This is a genomic window from Ornithinibacillus gellani, assembly GCF_003730295.1.
Classification (GTDB): domain Bacteria; phylum Bacillota; class Bacilli; order Bacillales; family Amphibacillaceae; genus Ornithinibacillus_A; species Ornithinibacillus_A gellani.
This window is the reverse complement of record NZ_QTSZ01000017.1, coordinates 98,172-114,343: the sequence shown is the minus strand read 5'-3', so window position 1 is coordinate 114,343 and position 16,172 is coordinate 98,172. Positions and strand designations below refer to the sequence as shown.

At 39.0% G+C, this 16,172-nt stretch carries 16 protein-coding genes; 15 read left to right on the top strand and 1 reads right to left on the bottom strand.

Annotated features, from left to right (window positions below; genetic code table 11):
* Window positions 1–13 precede the first annotated feature (13 nt).
* The 11 genes from DX933_RS04710 to codY all read left to right on the top strand — a co-directional run bounded on the left by DX933_RS04710 (window position 14) and on the right by codY (window position 12,145).
* Window positions 14–1,795 carry a hypothetical protein gene (locus DX933_RS04710; protein ID WP_123315330.1) on the top strand — a complete coding sequence of 594 codons (1,782 nt, stop codon included), beginning with the start codon at window positions 14–16 and terminating at the stop codon, window positions 1,793–1,795.
* On the top strand, window positions 1,792–2,058 hold the full coding sequence (locus tag DX933_RS04705) for an EscU/YscU/HrcU family type III secretion system export apparatus switch protein (protein ID WP_123315329.1): 267 nt from the start codon (window positions 1,792–1,794) through the stop codon (window positions 2,056–2,058). Before DX933_RS04710 ends, DX933_RS04705 begins: the two co-directional genes overlap by 4 nt.
* A 133-nt stretch (window positions 2,059–2,191) precedes the next feature.
* Window positions 2,192–3,352: an ADP-forming succinate--CoA ligase subunit beta gene (gene sucC / locus DX933_RS04700; protein ID WP_123315328.1), complete on the top strand. Its 1,161-nt coding sequence runs from the start codon at window positions 2,192–2,194 to the stop codon at window positions 3,350–3,352.
* 68 nt (window positions 3,353–3,420) lie between these two features.
* Window positions 3,421–4,323 carry a succinate--CoA ligase subunit alpha gene (gene sucD, locus DX933_RS04695; RefSeq protein ID WP_123315327.1) on the top strand — a complete coding sequence of 301 codons (903 nt, stop codon included), beginning with the start codon at window positions 3,421–3,423 and terminating at the stop codon, window positions 4,321–4,323.
* Between the two features lie 68 nt (window positions 4,324–4,391).
* Window positions 4,392–5,285: a DNA-processing protein DprA gene (dprA, locus tag DX933_RS04690; protein ID WP_123315326.1), complete on the top strand. Its 894-nt coding sequence runs from the start codon at window positions 4,392–4,394 to the stop codon at window positions 5,283–5,285.
* A gap of 188 nt (window positions 5,286–5,473) precedes the next feature.
* Window positions 5,474–7,552 (top strand): type I DNA topoisomerase, encoded by a 2,079-nt coding sequence (gene topA, locus DX933_RS04685; protein ID WP_123315325.1) that lies wholly within the window; start codon window positions 5,474–5,476, stop codon window positions 7,550–7,552.
* Between the two features lie 173 nt (window positions 7,553–7,725).
* Window positions 7,726–8,058, top strand: a complete 333-nt coding sequence (locus DX933_RS04680) for a hypothetical protein (RefSeq protein WP_123315324.1) — start codon at window positions 7,726–7,728, stop codon at window positions 8,056–8,058.
* A gap of 377 nt (window positions 8,059–8,435) precedes the next feature.
* Window positions 8,436–9,344: a tyrosine recombinase XerC gene (xerC, locus tag DX933_RS04675; protein ID WP_123315323.1), complete on the top strand. Its 909-nt coding sequence runs from the start codon at window positions 8,436–8,438 to the stop codon at window positions 9,342–9,344.
* Window positions 9,345–9,369: 25 nt separating this feature from the next.
* Entirely contained in the window at window positions 9,370–9,915 is a 546-nt protein-coding gene (hslV, locus tag DX933_RS04670; protein ID WP_123315322.1) for an ATP-dependent protease subunit HslV, read from the top strand.
* Between the two features lie 17 nt (window positions 9,916–9,932).
* On the top strand, window positions 9,933–11,327 hold the full coding sequence (hslU, locus tag DX933_RS04665; RefSeq protein ID WP_123315321.1) for an HslU--HslV peptidase ATPase subunit: 1,395 nt from the start codon (window positions 9,933–9,935) through the stop codon (window positions 11,325–11,327).
* Window positions 11,328–11,365: 38 nt separating this feature from the next.
* A complete protein-coding gene (gene codY, locus DX933_RS04660; protein WP_123315320.1) occupies window positions 11,366–12,145 on the top strand; it encodes a GTP-sensing pleiotropic transcriptional regulator CodY in 780 nt (259 codons plus the stop codon).
* 266 nt (window positions 12,146–12,411) lie between these two features.
* Here the strand turns inward: codY and DX933_RS04655 are convergent, their stop codons facing one another.
* Window positions 12,412–12,591, bottom strand: coding sequence for a P-loop NTPase family protein (locus tag DX933_RS04655; RefSeq protein ID WP_123315319.1), 180 nt, complete (start codon window positions 12,589–12,591; stop codon window positions 12,412–12,414).
* 656 nt (window positions 12,592–13,247) lie between these two features.
* On the opposite strand from DX933_RS04655, the gene flgB reads away from it, so the two are divergent.
* The 4 genes from flgB to fliF all read left to right on the top strand — a co-directional run bounded on the left by flgB (window position 13,248) and on the right by fliF (window position 16,167).
* Entirely contained in the window at window positions 13,248–13,640 is a 393-nt protein-coding gene (flgB, locus tag DX933_RS04650) for a flagellar basal body rod protein FlgB (protein ID WP_123315615.1), read from the top strand.
* A 2-nt stretch (window positions 13,641–13,642) separates the two neighbouring features.
* Window positions 13,643–14,095, top strand: a complete 453-nt coding sequence (gene flgC, locus DX933_RS04645; protein ID WP_123315318.1) for a flagellar basal body rod protein FlgC — start codon at window positions 13,643–13,645, stop codon at window positions 14,093–14,095.
* A 16-nt stretch (window positions 14,096–14,111) separates the two neighbouring features.
* Window positions 14,112–14,417, top strand: a complete 306-nt coding sequence (gene fliE, locus DX933_RS04640; RefSeq protein WP_123315317.1) for a flagellar hook-basal body complex protein FliE — start codon at window positions 14,112–14,114, stop codon at window positions 14,415–14,417.
* 157 nt (window positions 14,418–14,574) lie between these two features.
* Window positions 14,575–16,167, top strand: coding sequence for a flagellar basal-body MS-ring/collar protein FliF (gene fliF, locus DX933_RS04635; RefSeq protein WP_123315316.1), 1,593 nt, complete (start codon window positions 14,575–14,577; stop codon window positions 16,165–16,167).
* Window positions 16,168–16,172 lie beyond the last annotated feature (5 nt).

Genomic DNA, 16,172 nt, shown 5'->3' with positions numbered 1-16,172 from the left:
AAGGAGGTGCCGAATGGGTAATATTAAGATTACAGATATACAACATACAGGAATTCGGCAAGTAATTGATATACGTTCGGCTTTGAAAAAAGGTCAAATGCTGAAGGGACAGATTTTGAAATTATACCCGAACCAACATGCAGCAATTCAAATGAACGGGCAAACAGTGATTGCTCAATTGGAAGTACCCATGCAGGTCGGGACAACTTATTTGATGCAAGTACAGGAAACAGAGCCGTCCATCGAGCTTAAAATCATTAGTGGAATGGATACACATCAACCAATTGCCAAACAATTGCTCGAACAGCTTGGGTTTAAAACGAATAAAGCGAATGAAACGTTTGTACAAAAAATACTGGATCAACAAATTCCCTTTCCAAAAAAAGGGCTTGTAATGGCATTGAATTTGCTGGAAAACGCGCCCGATAAATCAGTGGCAATTGAACTGCTTAATCACATCCTGGTGAAGGGTTATCCGGTAAATGAAGCTATTTTTCATGCGCTCCTATCTTTAAAACAGGGATCGGTTGCAGAACAGCTGCAAAAATGGATGGATCCGCTGTTAAAAATGGATGCACCTACCGAGCAACAACGAGTGTTGCTTCAACAGCTTCGAACATTAACGGAGCAACCTCGTGTAGGAGATGCAATCATTTTAAATCAAATTCGTACGGAAGTTGCACAAAAGAATTCGACCTTATTTATGCTTTTGCAGATGACTGGATTGGTTTCGCTAGACCAAGAAATGAGTGATTGGCAACGAACTTGGGAAACCGCATACCAGCCGAGCACTGCACTGGAGCAGACCCCAATCAAGGCAACCTTCACTACGGTGAAAGAAGCATTGGAAGCTTTGCTACATCAACAGCAGTTAATCACATCGACTGCCAAACGACTTGTAAATGATTTCATTGCAGCACCTAAGCTCAATCACATCATGACTGAATCAACCGTACATATGAATACCAAAACGTTAGTTGATGCCTTTAAACAGGAAATGTTGCCATTGCTTCCACTAACTGCCCAACAGCCGCTATTAAAGAATGTAGATCATAGCCCACGCATTTTGGAAAAATTGCATCAGTCGCTTTTCGTATTGCAAGAGAATGATAGCTTTACGACAGTTACAGCATTATTGGATAAAGTAATACAAGCGGAAGCCGATTTGCAGGCAAAACCTGTACAACAATTTTTGCAATATGTCAAACAGGCGCAAATATTATTAGGATTGTCTCATAATATCAATCTGGAATCCGCTGAACATCATACATTAGCACAGGATACAATTAAGTCAGTATTAGCACGATTAACCCAAGCAAACGTATTGCCCCAGGAACGTGCACAACAGCTGATGCACATCATTCATGGATTGCAACTGCAGGCAGTTGATGAGACGGCGGAATTTATTCAAGCTGCTGTACAACTACCAGGCGGCCCACTCGGATTGGAAAAAGATGTGAAACTGGATATAGAAGGACAGAAAACAAAGGATGGGCAGATTAATCCGGATTTTTGTCGAATTGTATTTGATATAGAATTACCGAAATTGAATCAAATATTAATTGATATGCATATTCAAAAACGAATGGTCGCTGTATCGGTATACCATGATGCTGAATTACTTGAACAGCATGCTGCAGCATTTACACCAGGGTTAAAACAAGGTATGAAAAAATTGGATTATCAACTATCATCATTAATGTTTAAACCCCTAGTGAGAACAACGGAAGCAGTGGAAAAAACAACAAGGCATATGCCAACAGTTGGTAGAAATGGAGTCGATTATCGAATATGAAGGATAAGCGATTAAAAGCGGCTGCAATTCGTTATGATCGGGAAAAACATATCGCTCCTAAAGTGACGGCAATTGGGAAAGGTCTTGTCGCAGATACTATGATTGAAAAAGCTAGCGAACACCATATTCCTATTTTGGAGGACGCGGCTTTGGTAGAGCTACTTAGTGAACTGAACTTAAATGAAACAATCCCTGAAGAGCTTTACCAAGCAGTTGCAGAAGTATTTGCATTTATCTATCGAACAGATCAATCGATGGAATGATCAACGTTCACAAAAACCTATATAAAAAATAGATTCATATGGAACAAAAAACAACAAAGGTCGCAAAGTGTTGTGAAATTTGTTGTTTTTTAATACAATATAAATGCAGTGAAATTTGATGGGAGGATATAGCATGAACATTCATGAGTATCAGGGCAAAGAGATTTTACGCAACTACGGTGTAAAAGTTCCTAATGGACATGTTGCATATACAGTTGATGAAGCTGTTGAAGCAGCTGAAAAACTTGGCACTGATGTAGCAGTAGTAAAAGCGCAGATCCACGCGGGCGGACGTGGTAAAGCAGGTGGCGTAAAGGTTGCCAAAAACAAAGAGGAAGTACGTACATACGCTGATGAAATTTTGGGCAAAGTGCTTGTAACTCCGCAAACTGGTCCAGAAGGTAAAGAAGTAAAGCGCCTACTTATTGAAGAAGGCTGCGATATTAAAAAAGAATATTATTTAGGCTTGGTATTGGACCGTGCAACTTCACGTGTCGTCATGATGGGCTCTGAAGAAGGTGGAACAGAGATTGAGGAAGTGGCAGCAGCTACACCTGAGAAAATCTTTAAAGAGGTTATCGATCCTGTTCTTGGTCTATCTGCCTTTCAAGCTAGAAGATTAGCATTTAATATTAATATTCCAGCAGAATTGGTAAATAAAGCAGTTAAATTTATGCTTGGTCTTTACCGAGCATTTGTTGAAAAAGACTGCTCCATTGCAGAAATCAATCCACTTGTTACAACAGGTGATGGTGAAGTAATGGCTTTGGATGCGAAGCTGAACTTCGATGATAACGCATTGTACCGTCAAAAGGATGTCATGGAATACCGTGACTTGGATGAAGAAGATGAAAAGGAAATAGAAGCATCTAAGCATGATTTAAGCTATGTTTCTTTAGATGGAAACATTGGTTGCATGGTTAACGGTGCAGGTCTTGCAATGGCAACAATGGATATCATTAAGCATTATCAAGGTGATCCGGCTAACTTCCTTGACGTTGGAGGCGGTGCTACTGCTGAAAAAGTTACCGAAGCATTCAAGATTATTCTTGCAGACGAACATGTAAAGGGTATTTTCGTGAACATTTTCGGAGGTATCATGAAATGTGACGTCATTGCAGAAGGTGTCGTTGAAGCAACAAAGCAAGTTGGCCTAAACATTCCGCTTGTAGTTCGTTTAGAAGGTACAAATGTGAAGCTCGGCAAACAAATTCTGGATGAATCCGGCTTAAACATTACATCTGCGGATTCCATGGCTGATGGTGCACAAAAAATTGTCTCCATGGTACAGTAAAAAACGTTCAAATTAGAGGAATGTAACGGTGAACAGCAAAATAGATTGCTTAGAAAGGACGGACGAGAATGAGTGTTTATGTAAATAAAGATACAAAAGTAATTGTCCAGGGAATTACCGGTGGCACCGCTAAATTCCATACAAAACAAATGCTAGAGTATGGAACGAAAATTGTTGCTGGTGTTACACCTGGAAAAGGTGGAACAGAGGTTGAAGGTGTTCCTGTTTTTAATACAGTTCAGGAAGCGGTAGAAAAAACTGGTGCAACAGCATCTGTTATCTATGTTCCTGCGCCATTTGCGGCAGATGCAATTGTAGAAGCTGTTGATGCAGAATTAGATCTCGCTATCTGTATTACAGAGCATATTCCAGTCATGGATATGGTCAAAGTGAAGCGTTATATGGAAGGTAAGAAAACACGATTAATTGGACCGAACTGCCCTGGTGTGATTACACCGGATGAATGTAAAATTGGTATTATGCCTGGATACATTCATACAAAAGGTCATATTGGAGTTGTTTCTCGTTCAGGAACTCTCACATATGAAGCAGTTCATCAACTATCAGAAGCTGGCTATGGTCAAACAACAGCAGTTGGAATTGGTGGCGACCCAGTGAATGGTACGGATTTCATCGATGTATTATCTGCATTTAATGATGACCCTGAAACCTATGCTGTCATTATGATTGGTGAAATTGGCGGAACAGCAGAAGAAGAAGCTGCGGAATGGATCAAAGCTAATATGAAGAAGCCGGTTGTCGGCTTTATCGGTGGTGCAACAGCCCCTCCAGGAAAACGTATGGGTCACGCTGGAGCGATTATTTCTGGCGGTAAGGGTACTGCAGCGGAGAAAATCCGTGTTCTGAATGAATGTGGCGTCCAGGTTGCAGAAACACCTGCAGTCATGGGTGAAACAATGATCCGTGTACTGGAAGAAAACAATTTAAAAGAAAAATGTAAAACACATTAATAGGATCATGGGAATCCAGAAGCAGTGTATGTTTCTGGATTCCTTATACTAAAAAAGGATGTGGTTTATTGAACACGAAGAGAATGCGCTTGCTTCATTTACATCGCTGTCGAGGGATGACAAGAAGGTTCATTCGCCTCTTATACCGTTTAGACCCCACATTACACCACGTATATGAGCTTACTCCATCTGAGATTACCAAAAACTTTTCCATACCGGTAAAACGTGCCACCAATCTCTATCATGACCTGCATGATCAACACCTAAAACACCGTGTTAAAATCGATGCGAATCAATTTCATACGTTTACAATAGTTGACGCACACTATCCATCTATGTTAAAAACAATTAAAGATCCCCCAATCGTATTATATGGTTTAGGAAATGCCTCATTTCTTCATGAACAACCTGCAATTAGTGTGATTGGAACAAGAAATCCCTCCGAAGAAGCAAGACGAAAAACCAATCATTTGGTGATTCCTTTAGCTAAAAGAAACTGGATGATTGTTAGCGGACTGGCAAAAGGAATTGATAGTTTTGCACATCAGGCAGCTTTAGCAGTTAAAGGGAGAACAATTGCTGTATTAGGCTGTGGTTTAAAGCACATTTATCCAAAACAGAATACAGCATTATTTCAGCAAATAGTTAGGAGCGGATTAGTAATTTCTGAATATCCACCTAACGAGCCACCAAAACCATACTACTTCCCGGAAAGAAATCGCATTATCAGTGGCTTAAGCTTCAGTACACTGGTTGTCGAAGCTGCGATGAAAAGCGGAACTTTGATTACAGTGGATCAAGCACTTGATCAAGGCAGAGAGGTTTATGCTATTCCAGGATCCCCATTCATACCACAAACTATTGGCTGCCATCAAATGATTCAGGATGGTGCAAAGCTTGTTTATGAGGCAACAGATATTATGGAAGATTGGGAGCAATTGTCGCGATGTTGGAACAATTAATGATGTGTTTTTAAGAAGACTTCCAACAGTTTGTTTGACAAAAAGGATATATATATTTACTATTAGTGAAGATTTGTAATCTATTGTTGTATATGGTTCATTTTTATATCCATCAAGATAAAATGAGCGGCTCATGAAGGGGCAACAGATAAAAAAATTGATTGTACCTCATTTTGGGAGGAAAAATAATGGCAGATTATTTAGTAATCGTGGAATCGCCAGCTAAGGCGAAAACGATAGAACGTTATTTAGGAAAGAAATATAAAGTAAAGGCTTCCATGGGTCATGTTATTGATTTACCGAAAAGCCAAATGGGTGTTGACCCAGATGATAATTTTAAACCTAAATATATTACGATTCGTGGTAAAGGTGATATTTTAAAAGACCTAAGAAGCTCGGCAAAAAAAGCCAAAAAGATTTATCTCGCGGCTGACCCGGATCGCGAAGGGGAAGCAATTGCTTGGCATTTGGCGCACGCGCTCAATGTTGATGAAGACTCAGCATGCCGTGTCGTATTTAATGAAATTACGAAAGATGCCATCAAAGAATCATTTAAGCATCCACGAGCGATTGATATCGATTTAGTAGAAGCGCAACAGGCAAGACGTATACTGGACCGATTAGTTGGGTACAACATCAGTCCATTACTATGGAAAAAAGTGAAAAAAGGTCTAAGTGCCGGACGCGTGCAGTCGGTAGCCTTAAAAATGATTATTGATCGCGAAAAAGAGATTGAAAACTTTAAGCCGGAAGAATACTGGTCCATTGAAGCTGACTTTCTAAAGGATAAGGAACAATTCGAAGGTGCTTTTTACGGATTAGATGGTAAGAAAAAGAAGCTCGAATCAGAAGCAGATGTAAAAGAAATTTTGAATGAGTTGAAATCAAAAGAATTTACAATTGATAAAGTAAACAAACGTGAGCGAAAGCGTAATCCCGCCCTTCCGTTTATTACGTCTTCCTTGCAGCAAGAGGCCGCACGAAAACTGAATTTCCGTGCAAAGAAAACAATGATGCTTGCCCAGCAATTATATGAAGGAATAGATTTAGGCAAAAAAGCAGGCGGTATTACCGGTCTGATAACTTATATGCGTACCGATTCAACAAGAATATCCGATGTAGCCAGGCAGGAAGCTGCTGAATATATCGAAAATGCATATGGGAAAGAATATCTGGGTACCAAGCGTGTTACAAAGAAAAAAGAAGGTGCACAGGATGCCCACGAAGCAATTCGTCCAACATCCGTAATGCGCGAACCTTCTTCATTGAAAACAGTCTTATCCAGGGATCAGCTTCGTCTTTATAAGCTCATTTGGGAACGTTTTTTGGCAAGTCAAATGGCACAGGCTGTATTGGATACAATGACAGTCCATTTGAAAAATGGTCGTATTGAATTCCGAGCAACTGGCTCAAAGGTAAAGTTTAAAGGGTTTATGCGCGTATACATTGAAAGTAGCGATGATTCTAAACAGAAAGATCAGGCATTTTTGCCAGAGTTAGAGGAGGGAACAGTTGTACAAGCAAAGGATATTAAACCGAATCAGCATTTTACACAGCCACCGCCACGCTATACAGAGGCTCGCCTGGTTCGAACGATGGAAGAAAAGGGAATCGGCCGTCCATCAACTTATGCACCGACATTAGATACGATTCAAAGACGTGGCTATGTTAGCATTGATAACAAGCGGTTTATTCCAACTGAGCTTGGTGTCATTGTTATAGAAATGCTGCAGGAATTTTTCCCGGAAATCATTGATGTTGATTTCACGGTGAAGATGGAAAGTGATCTTGACTCCATCGAGGAAGGTAAAACAGAGTGGATCCAGTTATTGGATGATTTCTATAAGGACTTCCACATTCGTTTGGAAAAAGCGGAACAAGAAATGGCAAAAATTGAAATCAAGGATGAGCCTGCTGGAATTGATTGTGAGAAATGTGGTCATGAAATGGTCTATAAAATGGGCCGCTATGGTAAATTCCTTGCTTGCTCTAATTTTCCGGAATGTCGAAATACAAAGCCGATTTTAAAGAAAATAGGTGTCCAATGTCCAACCTGTAAAAAGGGTGAAGTCGTAGAAAGAAAATCCAAAAAACGGCGTACATTTTATGGCTGTGATCGATTCCCGGAATGTGACTTTGTTTCTTGGGATAAGCCGATATCACGTCCATGCCCGAAATGCGAATCATTACTTGTAGAGAAAAAAATTAAAAAACAAACACAAATTCAATGTACAAAATGTGATTATAAAGAAGCGCCTCAAGGCTAGACATTCACAGCTGTATTAAAAGAGACACCACCATCATTCCAAAATGGAATGTGGTGGTGTTTTTTTATGAAGGCAGCACTTTTGCATGGTGATAAGGACAATGCGAGGATGGAGGAGGCTGCATGTTTTAAGTAAAGCAAAAAGGGAATTACTTGGTAAGGGAGGGTTTCTTGATGAATGAAAAACAAATTTATTATGTAACAGTAGATAAGGAAGATATTCGTACCATGTCTGTACCAGATAGTGGCATTGAATTTGAAATTGAAGCATCTACAGATGAAGTAGAGGAAATTCGAGATTTATTTAAAAAGAAAAAATCACATGCTGTAAAGGCAGTAGAATATTTGGCAAAACCATTTGATGAATTCAGTGTTGATGATGAACGATATGGTTATGACGCACATTTAATGGAAATTTATCGCCGCATTTATCTTTTAGGAACAGATGATACAAAACAAAAAATGAGAGAAATGGGAATAATCAACGAAACCCATGGCAATAATTAGAATACATTGGCTTATAGAAACAATTGTAAAGTTTATGAATGCATGAATTGTTTTTATTGACTATTATGAACCAAATAGATATAATATCCTATTGGAAAGGAAATTTACTTGACAGCTTGTTTGTGGATATATATAGCTTTCCATGACAAGCCTGTTATGTAGGGATGCTGCACACCATTCCAATAGGACCATTTTTTATACAAAAATTTACATATGGATGCATGTGAACGTGCATACATAAAGTTTTTGCAATTTAGCAAGTAAAACGAATCCATTTTCAGTGTCTTTCTGAATGTTGTTACAATTTAGTTAAATTTATTGATTTGAAAATTAATATATGATATGCTTTATTCGCCATTCACTAAGGAGTAATGCAAATGGAGGACTATGCCGTAAATCAAAAGGATTTTGTCGAATATTTGCAGATTGAAAAAAATGCTTCACCCTATACAATTAAGTATTATCTGAATGATCTGGAAACACTACATTTGTTTTTGCAGCGTGAAAATGTGGAAAGCTTTCAAGAGGTTGATCATCATGTTGTCCGTTTATTTTTGGCTTATTTATACGAGCAAAAATTGAGCAGGAGAACGGTATCGCGGCAAATATCAAGCTTACGTAGTTTTTACAGATTTTTAGAGCGACAAGGAAACGTGTCAAATAATCCATTTCAGCAAATTAACTTACCAAAAACGAGCAAAACCATACCTGGTTTCCTTTATACGGAAGAGCTCGATAAGCTGTTTGCGGTGAATGATGTAACTGATCCATTGGGTCAGCGAAATCAAGCCATATTGGAAACCTTATATGCGACAGGTATCAGGGTGAGTGAGTGTGTAGGTTTACAGCTTCACGATGTGGACTTCGCAATTGGTACGATGCTTGTCACTGGTAAAGGACGAAAAGAACGTTATGTGCCTTTTGGTAGTTATGCGGAAATGGCATTGGAAACATATATCCAAGACGGCAGAGGGAAACTTGCAGGTAAAACATCACAGCCAACAAATGATTTGTTTTTGAACTTTCGTGGTCAACCACTGACAGCGAGAGGGATTCGTATGATACTTGATAAAATGGTGGAAAAAGCAGCATTAACTGTACATGTCCATCCACATAAGCTGCGACATACCTTCGCAACACATATGCTGAACGAGGGAGCGGATTTACGAACTGTCCAGGAATTATTAGGGCATGAGAATCTTTCTTCCACACAAATTTATACACATGTGACAAAGGATCATCTGCGTAGCGTTTACTTAAAGGCCCATCCACGGGCAAATGATTGACCAAGCTGAGTGAAGAGGTGATTGTTTGGTACAAGAAATGCATGCAACAACGATATTTGCTGTCAGTCACAATGGTCAATGTGCCATGAGTGGCGACGGTCAGGTAACTTTAGGCAATGCTGTCGTAATGAAGCATAAAGCGAAAAAAGTACGAACCTTGTATAACGGGAAAGTGCTTGCAGGATTTGCAGGATCTGTTGCAGATGCCTTTACATTATTTGAAAAATTCGAAGGCAAGCTGGAGGCATATGATGGTAATCTAACACGGGCTGCTGTCGAACTTGCTAAGGAATGGCGCAGCGATCGCGTGCTTCGTAAGCTCGAAGCAATGCTGATTGTGATGAATAAGTCCAATATGTTACTTGTATCTGGTACTGGTGAAGTCATTGAACCAGATGATGGCATTCTTGCTATCGGTTCCGGTGGCAATTATGCATTAAGTGCCGGCAGGGCATTAGTCAGATACTCGGATCATTTATCTGCAAAAGAAATTGCGCAGGCAGCATTGACAATTGCCGGTGAAATCTGTGTCTATACCAATGACCAAATTACACTGGAAGTTTTGGAGTGAGGAGGCCGATTGCAAAGATGGGAATGGAATTAACCCCAAGACAAATTGTTGAGCAATTGGATCAATATATCATTGGACAACAGACTGCCAAGAAATCAGTTGCTGTTGCACTTCGTAATCGTTATCGTCGTACGAAGCTGGACGAAAAAATCAAAGATGAGATTGTTCCAAAAAATATATTGATGATTGGTCCAACAGGCGTAGGTAAAACAGAAATTGCTAGAAGACTAGCTAAGCTAGTTGGTGCACCATTTGTAAAAGTGGAAGCAACGAAGTTTACAGAAGTCGGTTATGTTGGACGTGATGTAGAATCCATGGTGCGCGATCTCGTGGAAATGGCGATGCGCATGGTGAAAGAAGAACAGCTTGAAGGCGTGATGGATCGTGCGGAAAAAGAAGCAAATGAAAAGCTTGTTAAATTGCTTGTTCCGCAGGCCAAAAAACAATCCAATATGAAAAATCCGTTGGAGATGCTATTTTCCGGGCAATCTCAAACAGAGGAAGATGGTAAGGATCACGTCAAGGATGACGAGGTAAGAACCAAGCGCCAACGAGTAGCTCATCAATTAGCATTAGGTGAATTGGAAGACCATATCGTAACTGTTGAAATTGAAGAAGTTCCCCCTTCCATGTTTGACATGCTACAAGGTTCGGGTATGGAACAAATGGGGATGAATATGCAAGATGCCTTTGGACAGTTTATGCCGAAGCGTAAGAAAAAACGTAAGCTGCCGGTATCAGAGGCAAGGAAGGTATTAACACAGCAGGAAGCCCAGAAACTGATCGATATGGAAGAGGTAGCTCAAATTGCGATTGAACGGGCAGAACAGTCCGGGATTATTTTTGTGGATGAAATTGATAAGGTGGCAGGCAAGGAAGATAACTCTCCGAATGTATCGCGGGAGGGGGTTCAGCGTGATATCTTGCCGATTGTGGAAGGTTCAACGGTAGTCACGAAGCATGGACCTGTTAAAACAGATCATATGCTATTTATTGCTGCCGGAGCTTTTCATATGAGTAAACCATCTGACTTAATTCCAGAACTGCAAGGGAGATTCCCCATTCGTGTGGAGCTTGAAAAACTGTCTGTAGAAGATTTTGAGCGTATTCTAAAAGAACCTTCTAATGCATTGCTAAAACAGTATCAGGCATTGTTGAAAACAGAAGATATTGATGTTGTATTTACAAATGGAGCCATTAAAAGACTGGCAGAAATTGCTTATCAAGTTAATCAGGAAACAGATAATATTGGTGCACGACGATTGCATACTATTTTGGAAAAGCTATTAGAGGATTTATCCTTTGAGGCACCAAGCATTACATTGGAAACCATTGAAATAACACCGGAGTATGTTGACGGCAAATTAAATTCCATTGTAAAAGATAAAGATTTAAGTCAATTTATATTGTAAAAAATATGTAAAATTCAAATATTGAATGGAGGATTATCATGGAACTATTAAACCGTGCAAGAAAAATTAACGCAATGCTACAAAAGGCAACAGGAAAGTCAGTTAACTTTAATGACATGTCTGCATCCTTAAGAGATGTATTGAAAGGGAATGTATACATTGTCAGCAGAAGAGGAAAGCTTCTAGGCTATGCCATTAACCAAGAAATTGATAATGACCGTATGAAATCGATGTTGGAAGATAGACAGTTCCCAGAAGAATATACACAAGGACTATTTAATATTCATGAAACAACTGCAAACCTGGATATTTCAAGTCCATACACAGTTTTTCCAGTAGAGAATAAGGAATTGTTCCAGTCCGGTTTAACAACGATTGTCCCTATTATTGGTGGTGGCGAACGTCTAGGTACACTTGTACTAGGTAAACTAACAGAAAGCTTTAATGAAGATGACCTGTTATTGGCTGAATATGGTGCAACTGTGGTTGGTATGGAAATCTTACATGAGAAAACAGAAGAAATTGAAATGGAAGCTAGAAGTAAAGCGGTTGTTCAAATGGCAATCAGTTCTTTATCTTATAGTGAACTAGAAGCTATTGACCATATCTTTGAGGAATTGAACGGCAATGAAGGCTTACTTGTTGCAAGTAAAATTGCAGATCGCGTAGGAATCACTCGCTCCGTTATCGTAAATGCATTGAGAAAGCTAGAGAGTGCTGGGGTTATTGAATCACGTTCCCTAGGTATGAAAGGAACATATATCAAAGTATTGAACGATAAATTCCTAGTAGAACTAGATAAGCTTCGTTCCAGATAAAGTGAAACTTCAAACTTCAATCAGTGGGGATTTTTGCACTTCCCCCACTCATTGTTAGTTGAACCAATCAGGTCTTTACTGGCTGTTGATTCCCGACTTATCATTTCTTGTTATCAACGCAAAAATACTTGAAGAGGGGGTCTCACAGCCAGTTAACCTGTGATAAACAAGACATACATGTATTGAAAAATTGAAAAAGACAGTTAGAATGAAAATTCAACTGTCTTTTTTTAATAAAATGTAATTATAGATGCAATTATGCCACCTTATCCTTCGTAACTTACTTGTGCGGTAACTTTGCTTACTTCAATTATTTTATTAAATCGCCTCCTCATTTTCTCATCCAGTCGATGCTCGATATCAATCACAGTTCCTGGATAACGCATGATTAATTGATTTAAGCGATTCGCACTGTCCTCATCTAACCCAGATAAAGCTTCGTCCACCACTAGAATTTCTTTGCCATAAAGTAATGCACGTGCAACTTGTAATTGCTTTCACCCTCCACCAGAGATTTGGGTCTTTTTTTGAACGCAATCCTTCATTAATTGCCAGATGACATAGTCCTACCTTGTACAGCACAGTGATATAAATTCCCTTTGATATAGATTTTTCTGATGTAACGCTGACAAACAAATTTATTTGTCTATATGAAAAGATGTTAGCTACAAAATTATTTAGCATTAAAATAGTTTGCTATGCCGAACGAAATTTATGGTATAAATAAGATAATGGGTTTTTAGTTGTAGTTCTAATTACCTAATTTATGTCTAATCTTGGTCCGTTTTCACAAAATTACAAAGGAAAAGATTTCTTTTGTATTCATTAATTTTACAATTAAGTGGCATTAAATACATTTAATGGTTGAATAATGAGTTAAAAGTACTAGGACTTTATATCCATTTCACTTTCCCAATATGAATTGTGTCGAATAACGATAGACTTTGAAAAAGATATAACATACAATATTCGTAGTGATTAAAAATTTTATGGGTGTCCATTTTTAACTTGTTTCACAAACGATTGAATGCTTATGTATCAACTGTTTAAGAAGATTTAATTATTGTATAAATGGAACTAAATGTAAAAGGAGTGGATGATCATCGATTTGTTTGGTAAAACAATTCAGTCATTATCACAGTCTCTAGATTATTCATCGGCCAAAAATCGTGCTATTTCAACAAATATCGCAAATGTTGATACACCAAACTATAAGTCTAAAGAAGTAGTTTTCAAAAATGTACTAGACAATGCGATGTTCGGTACAGTGAAAACAAAGCGTACACATAGCAAGCATATCGATTTCGGACAGCCAACTACACCTTATCAAATTGTGCAAAGGGGACAAACGTCCTATAATCACAACGGCAATAATGTGGATATCGATAAAGAAATGTCCGAGCTAGCTAAAAATCAAATTTATTATCAAGCATTAGTAGATCGAATGAATGGTAAATTTAATAATTTGCAAACTGTTATAAGAGGAGGGCGTTAACGATGTCGATATTTAATGCGATAAACGCAAGTGGAAGTGCATTGACAGCCCAAAGACTTCGTATGGACGTTATTTCATCCAATATTGCTAATGCAGATTCCACAAGAGCAACAGTGAATGAGGCAGGCGAGTTTGAGCCTTATCGCAGAAAGTTAGTACATATGAAACCGATAAATGGACAAAGCTTTCGCTCAGCACTTCAACAAGCATCAAGTGGAAATGCTGCAGAGGGCGTACGGGTTTCTAAAATCGTAGAGGATGAAGAACCATTTAAACTTGTGTTTAATCCGAACCATCCAGATGCGGATGAGTCAGGTTACGTCCAAATGCCGAATGTCGATCCTTTAAAGGAAATGGTTGATTTAATGGGAGCAACTCGTTCCTATGAAGCAAATATTACGGCTTTAAACGCTAGTAAAAGTATGTTGATGAAAGCTTTGGAAATTGGAAAATAGGCAGGAGTAGATATATATGAACCAGCAAATATTGGGATTACAGTCTATAGGTGTACAGCCATTACAGTCAGCTAAACTAGCTTCAACTGAAAGTAATAAGACACAGGGCTTTGCGCAGGAATTAAAAAAAGCGATTGAACAGGTAGATGCAGCTCAGCAACAATCCGATCAAGCGACGAAAGCACTGATAAACGGAAACATTGATGATCTACATCAGGTGATGATTCAGTCACAAAAGGCGAGCATTACATTGGAAACATCTGTGCAAATTCAACGCAAGGTTATTGATGCTTATAACGAGATTATGAGAATGCAAGTATAAATAGCATCATCTGTATGGCTTCAGGTAATTTGTCATGACTAGTGGAATACATAAAAAGAATGAATGTTTGTTAACGGTTCAGGTGGCTGGAAACCTACTGAACTTTTGTACTGCTTTTATATGTTAGATATTGTCGTTGTAGTATAGAGGGGATTATATGAAAGAAAATTTGAAACAAATGCAGACCACACTGACTTCGTTTTGGCAAAATCGGTCGAAGGTGCAAAAAAGCGTATTTATCGGTTCTACTGTACTGGTCGTAATGCTTATTGGCATTATTTTATTTTTTGCAAATCAGTCGAATTTAGTGCCGTTATATAGCAATTTATCTGCCCAAGAGGCTGGTCAAATCAAAACGGAATTGGATGCCAGAGGAGTTACATATGAAATTGCTAATGGCGGAACAACGATAACAGTCCCAGATAACCAGGTCGATTCGTTACTTATTGATTTAGCAGGCCAAGGAATTCCAAATAGTGGTAACATTGATTATTCTTTTTTTAGTGAAAATGCCTCTTGGGGAATAACCGACAACGAGTTCGATGTTATTAAATTGGATGCCATGCAAACAGAATTGGCTAATCTAATCAAGGGCATTGATGGTATAGAAAATGCATCGGTAATGATTACGATGCCTAAGGAAACAGTTTTTGTGAGTGAAGCAGAACAACCGGCAAGTGTTGCGATTAAGATTCACACAAAACCAGGCTATCAATTTCAAGGGAATCAAATTGATGCATTGTATCATCTCGTTTCAAAAGCTGTTCCAAATGTGACACCAGATAATATTGTTATTACGAACCAATATTTAGAGAGCTTTGAGCGAAATAGCAAAGAAGGAACGGCACAAGAAGGATTTGCCTACCAGCAAGGTGTGAAAAAAGACATTGAACGTGATCTTCAGGTCCGTGTACAAAACATGCTAGGTTCGATGGTCGGCATGGAAAATGTTGTTGTATCCGTGACAACAGATGTGGATTTCACACAGGAAAACCGAGTAGAAGAATTAGTTGATCCAGTTGATGAAGAAACGATGGAAGGCTTGCCTGTCAGCATTGAATCGATTCATGAGACGTACACTGGAGGGCAAGTGCCTGGTGGAACTTCGGGAACTGGTGAAGAGGACACGGCAGGTACTTATCAAGCAACGGAAGATGAAGATGGCGATTATGAGCTTGTGAAGGAAACAATTAACAATGAATTCAATCGGATTCAAAAGGAAATAGTAGAAAGTCCGTATAAAGTAAGAGATTTAGGGATTCAGGTTGTCGTTAACCGCGTGAAAGAACGAGATGGAGATAAAATAGAGTACCTGTCACAAAACGATCAAGCACTCGTAGAACAAGGAATTGCCTCTATTCTTCAATCCATTGTTCGCACGTCAATTGATAAAGAATACGAAGCAATTACACCGGAAGAGAATATATCCATCGTCTTCCAGGAATTTAGTGAAAGTGCATCCTTACCACAAACAGAACCAACAGGTATTCCGTTATGGATGTATGTTACTGGTGGGGCATTGCTAATCCTGATTGCGCTATTGCTCATCATGCTGCTTCGAAAACGTGAAACGGTAGAAGAGGAAACGATCATGGAGGTACCAACTCCTGCAGTAAATATCCAGGTTCCAGATATTGGCGATACCGAGGAGACAGAAGCAATTGTCCGTAAAAAGCAATTGGAAAAAATGGCGAAGGAAAAACCCGATGATTTTGCGAAGCTACTTCGAAGTTGGATTGGGGAAGATTAGGAGGT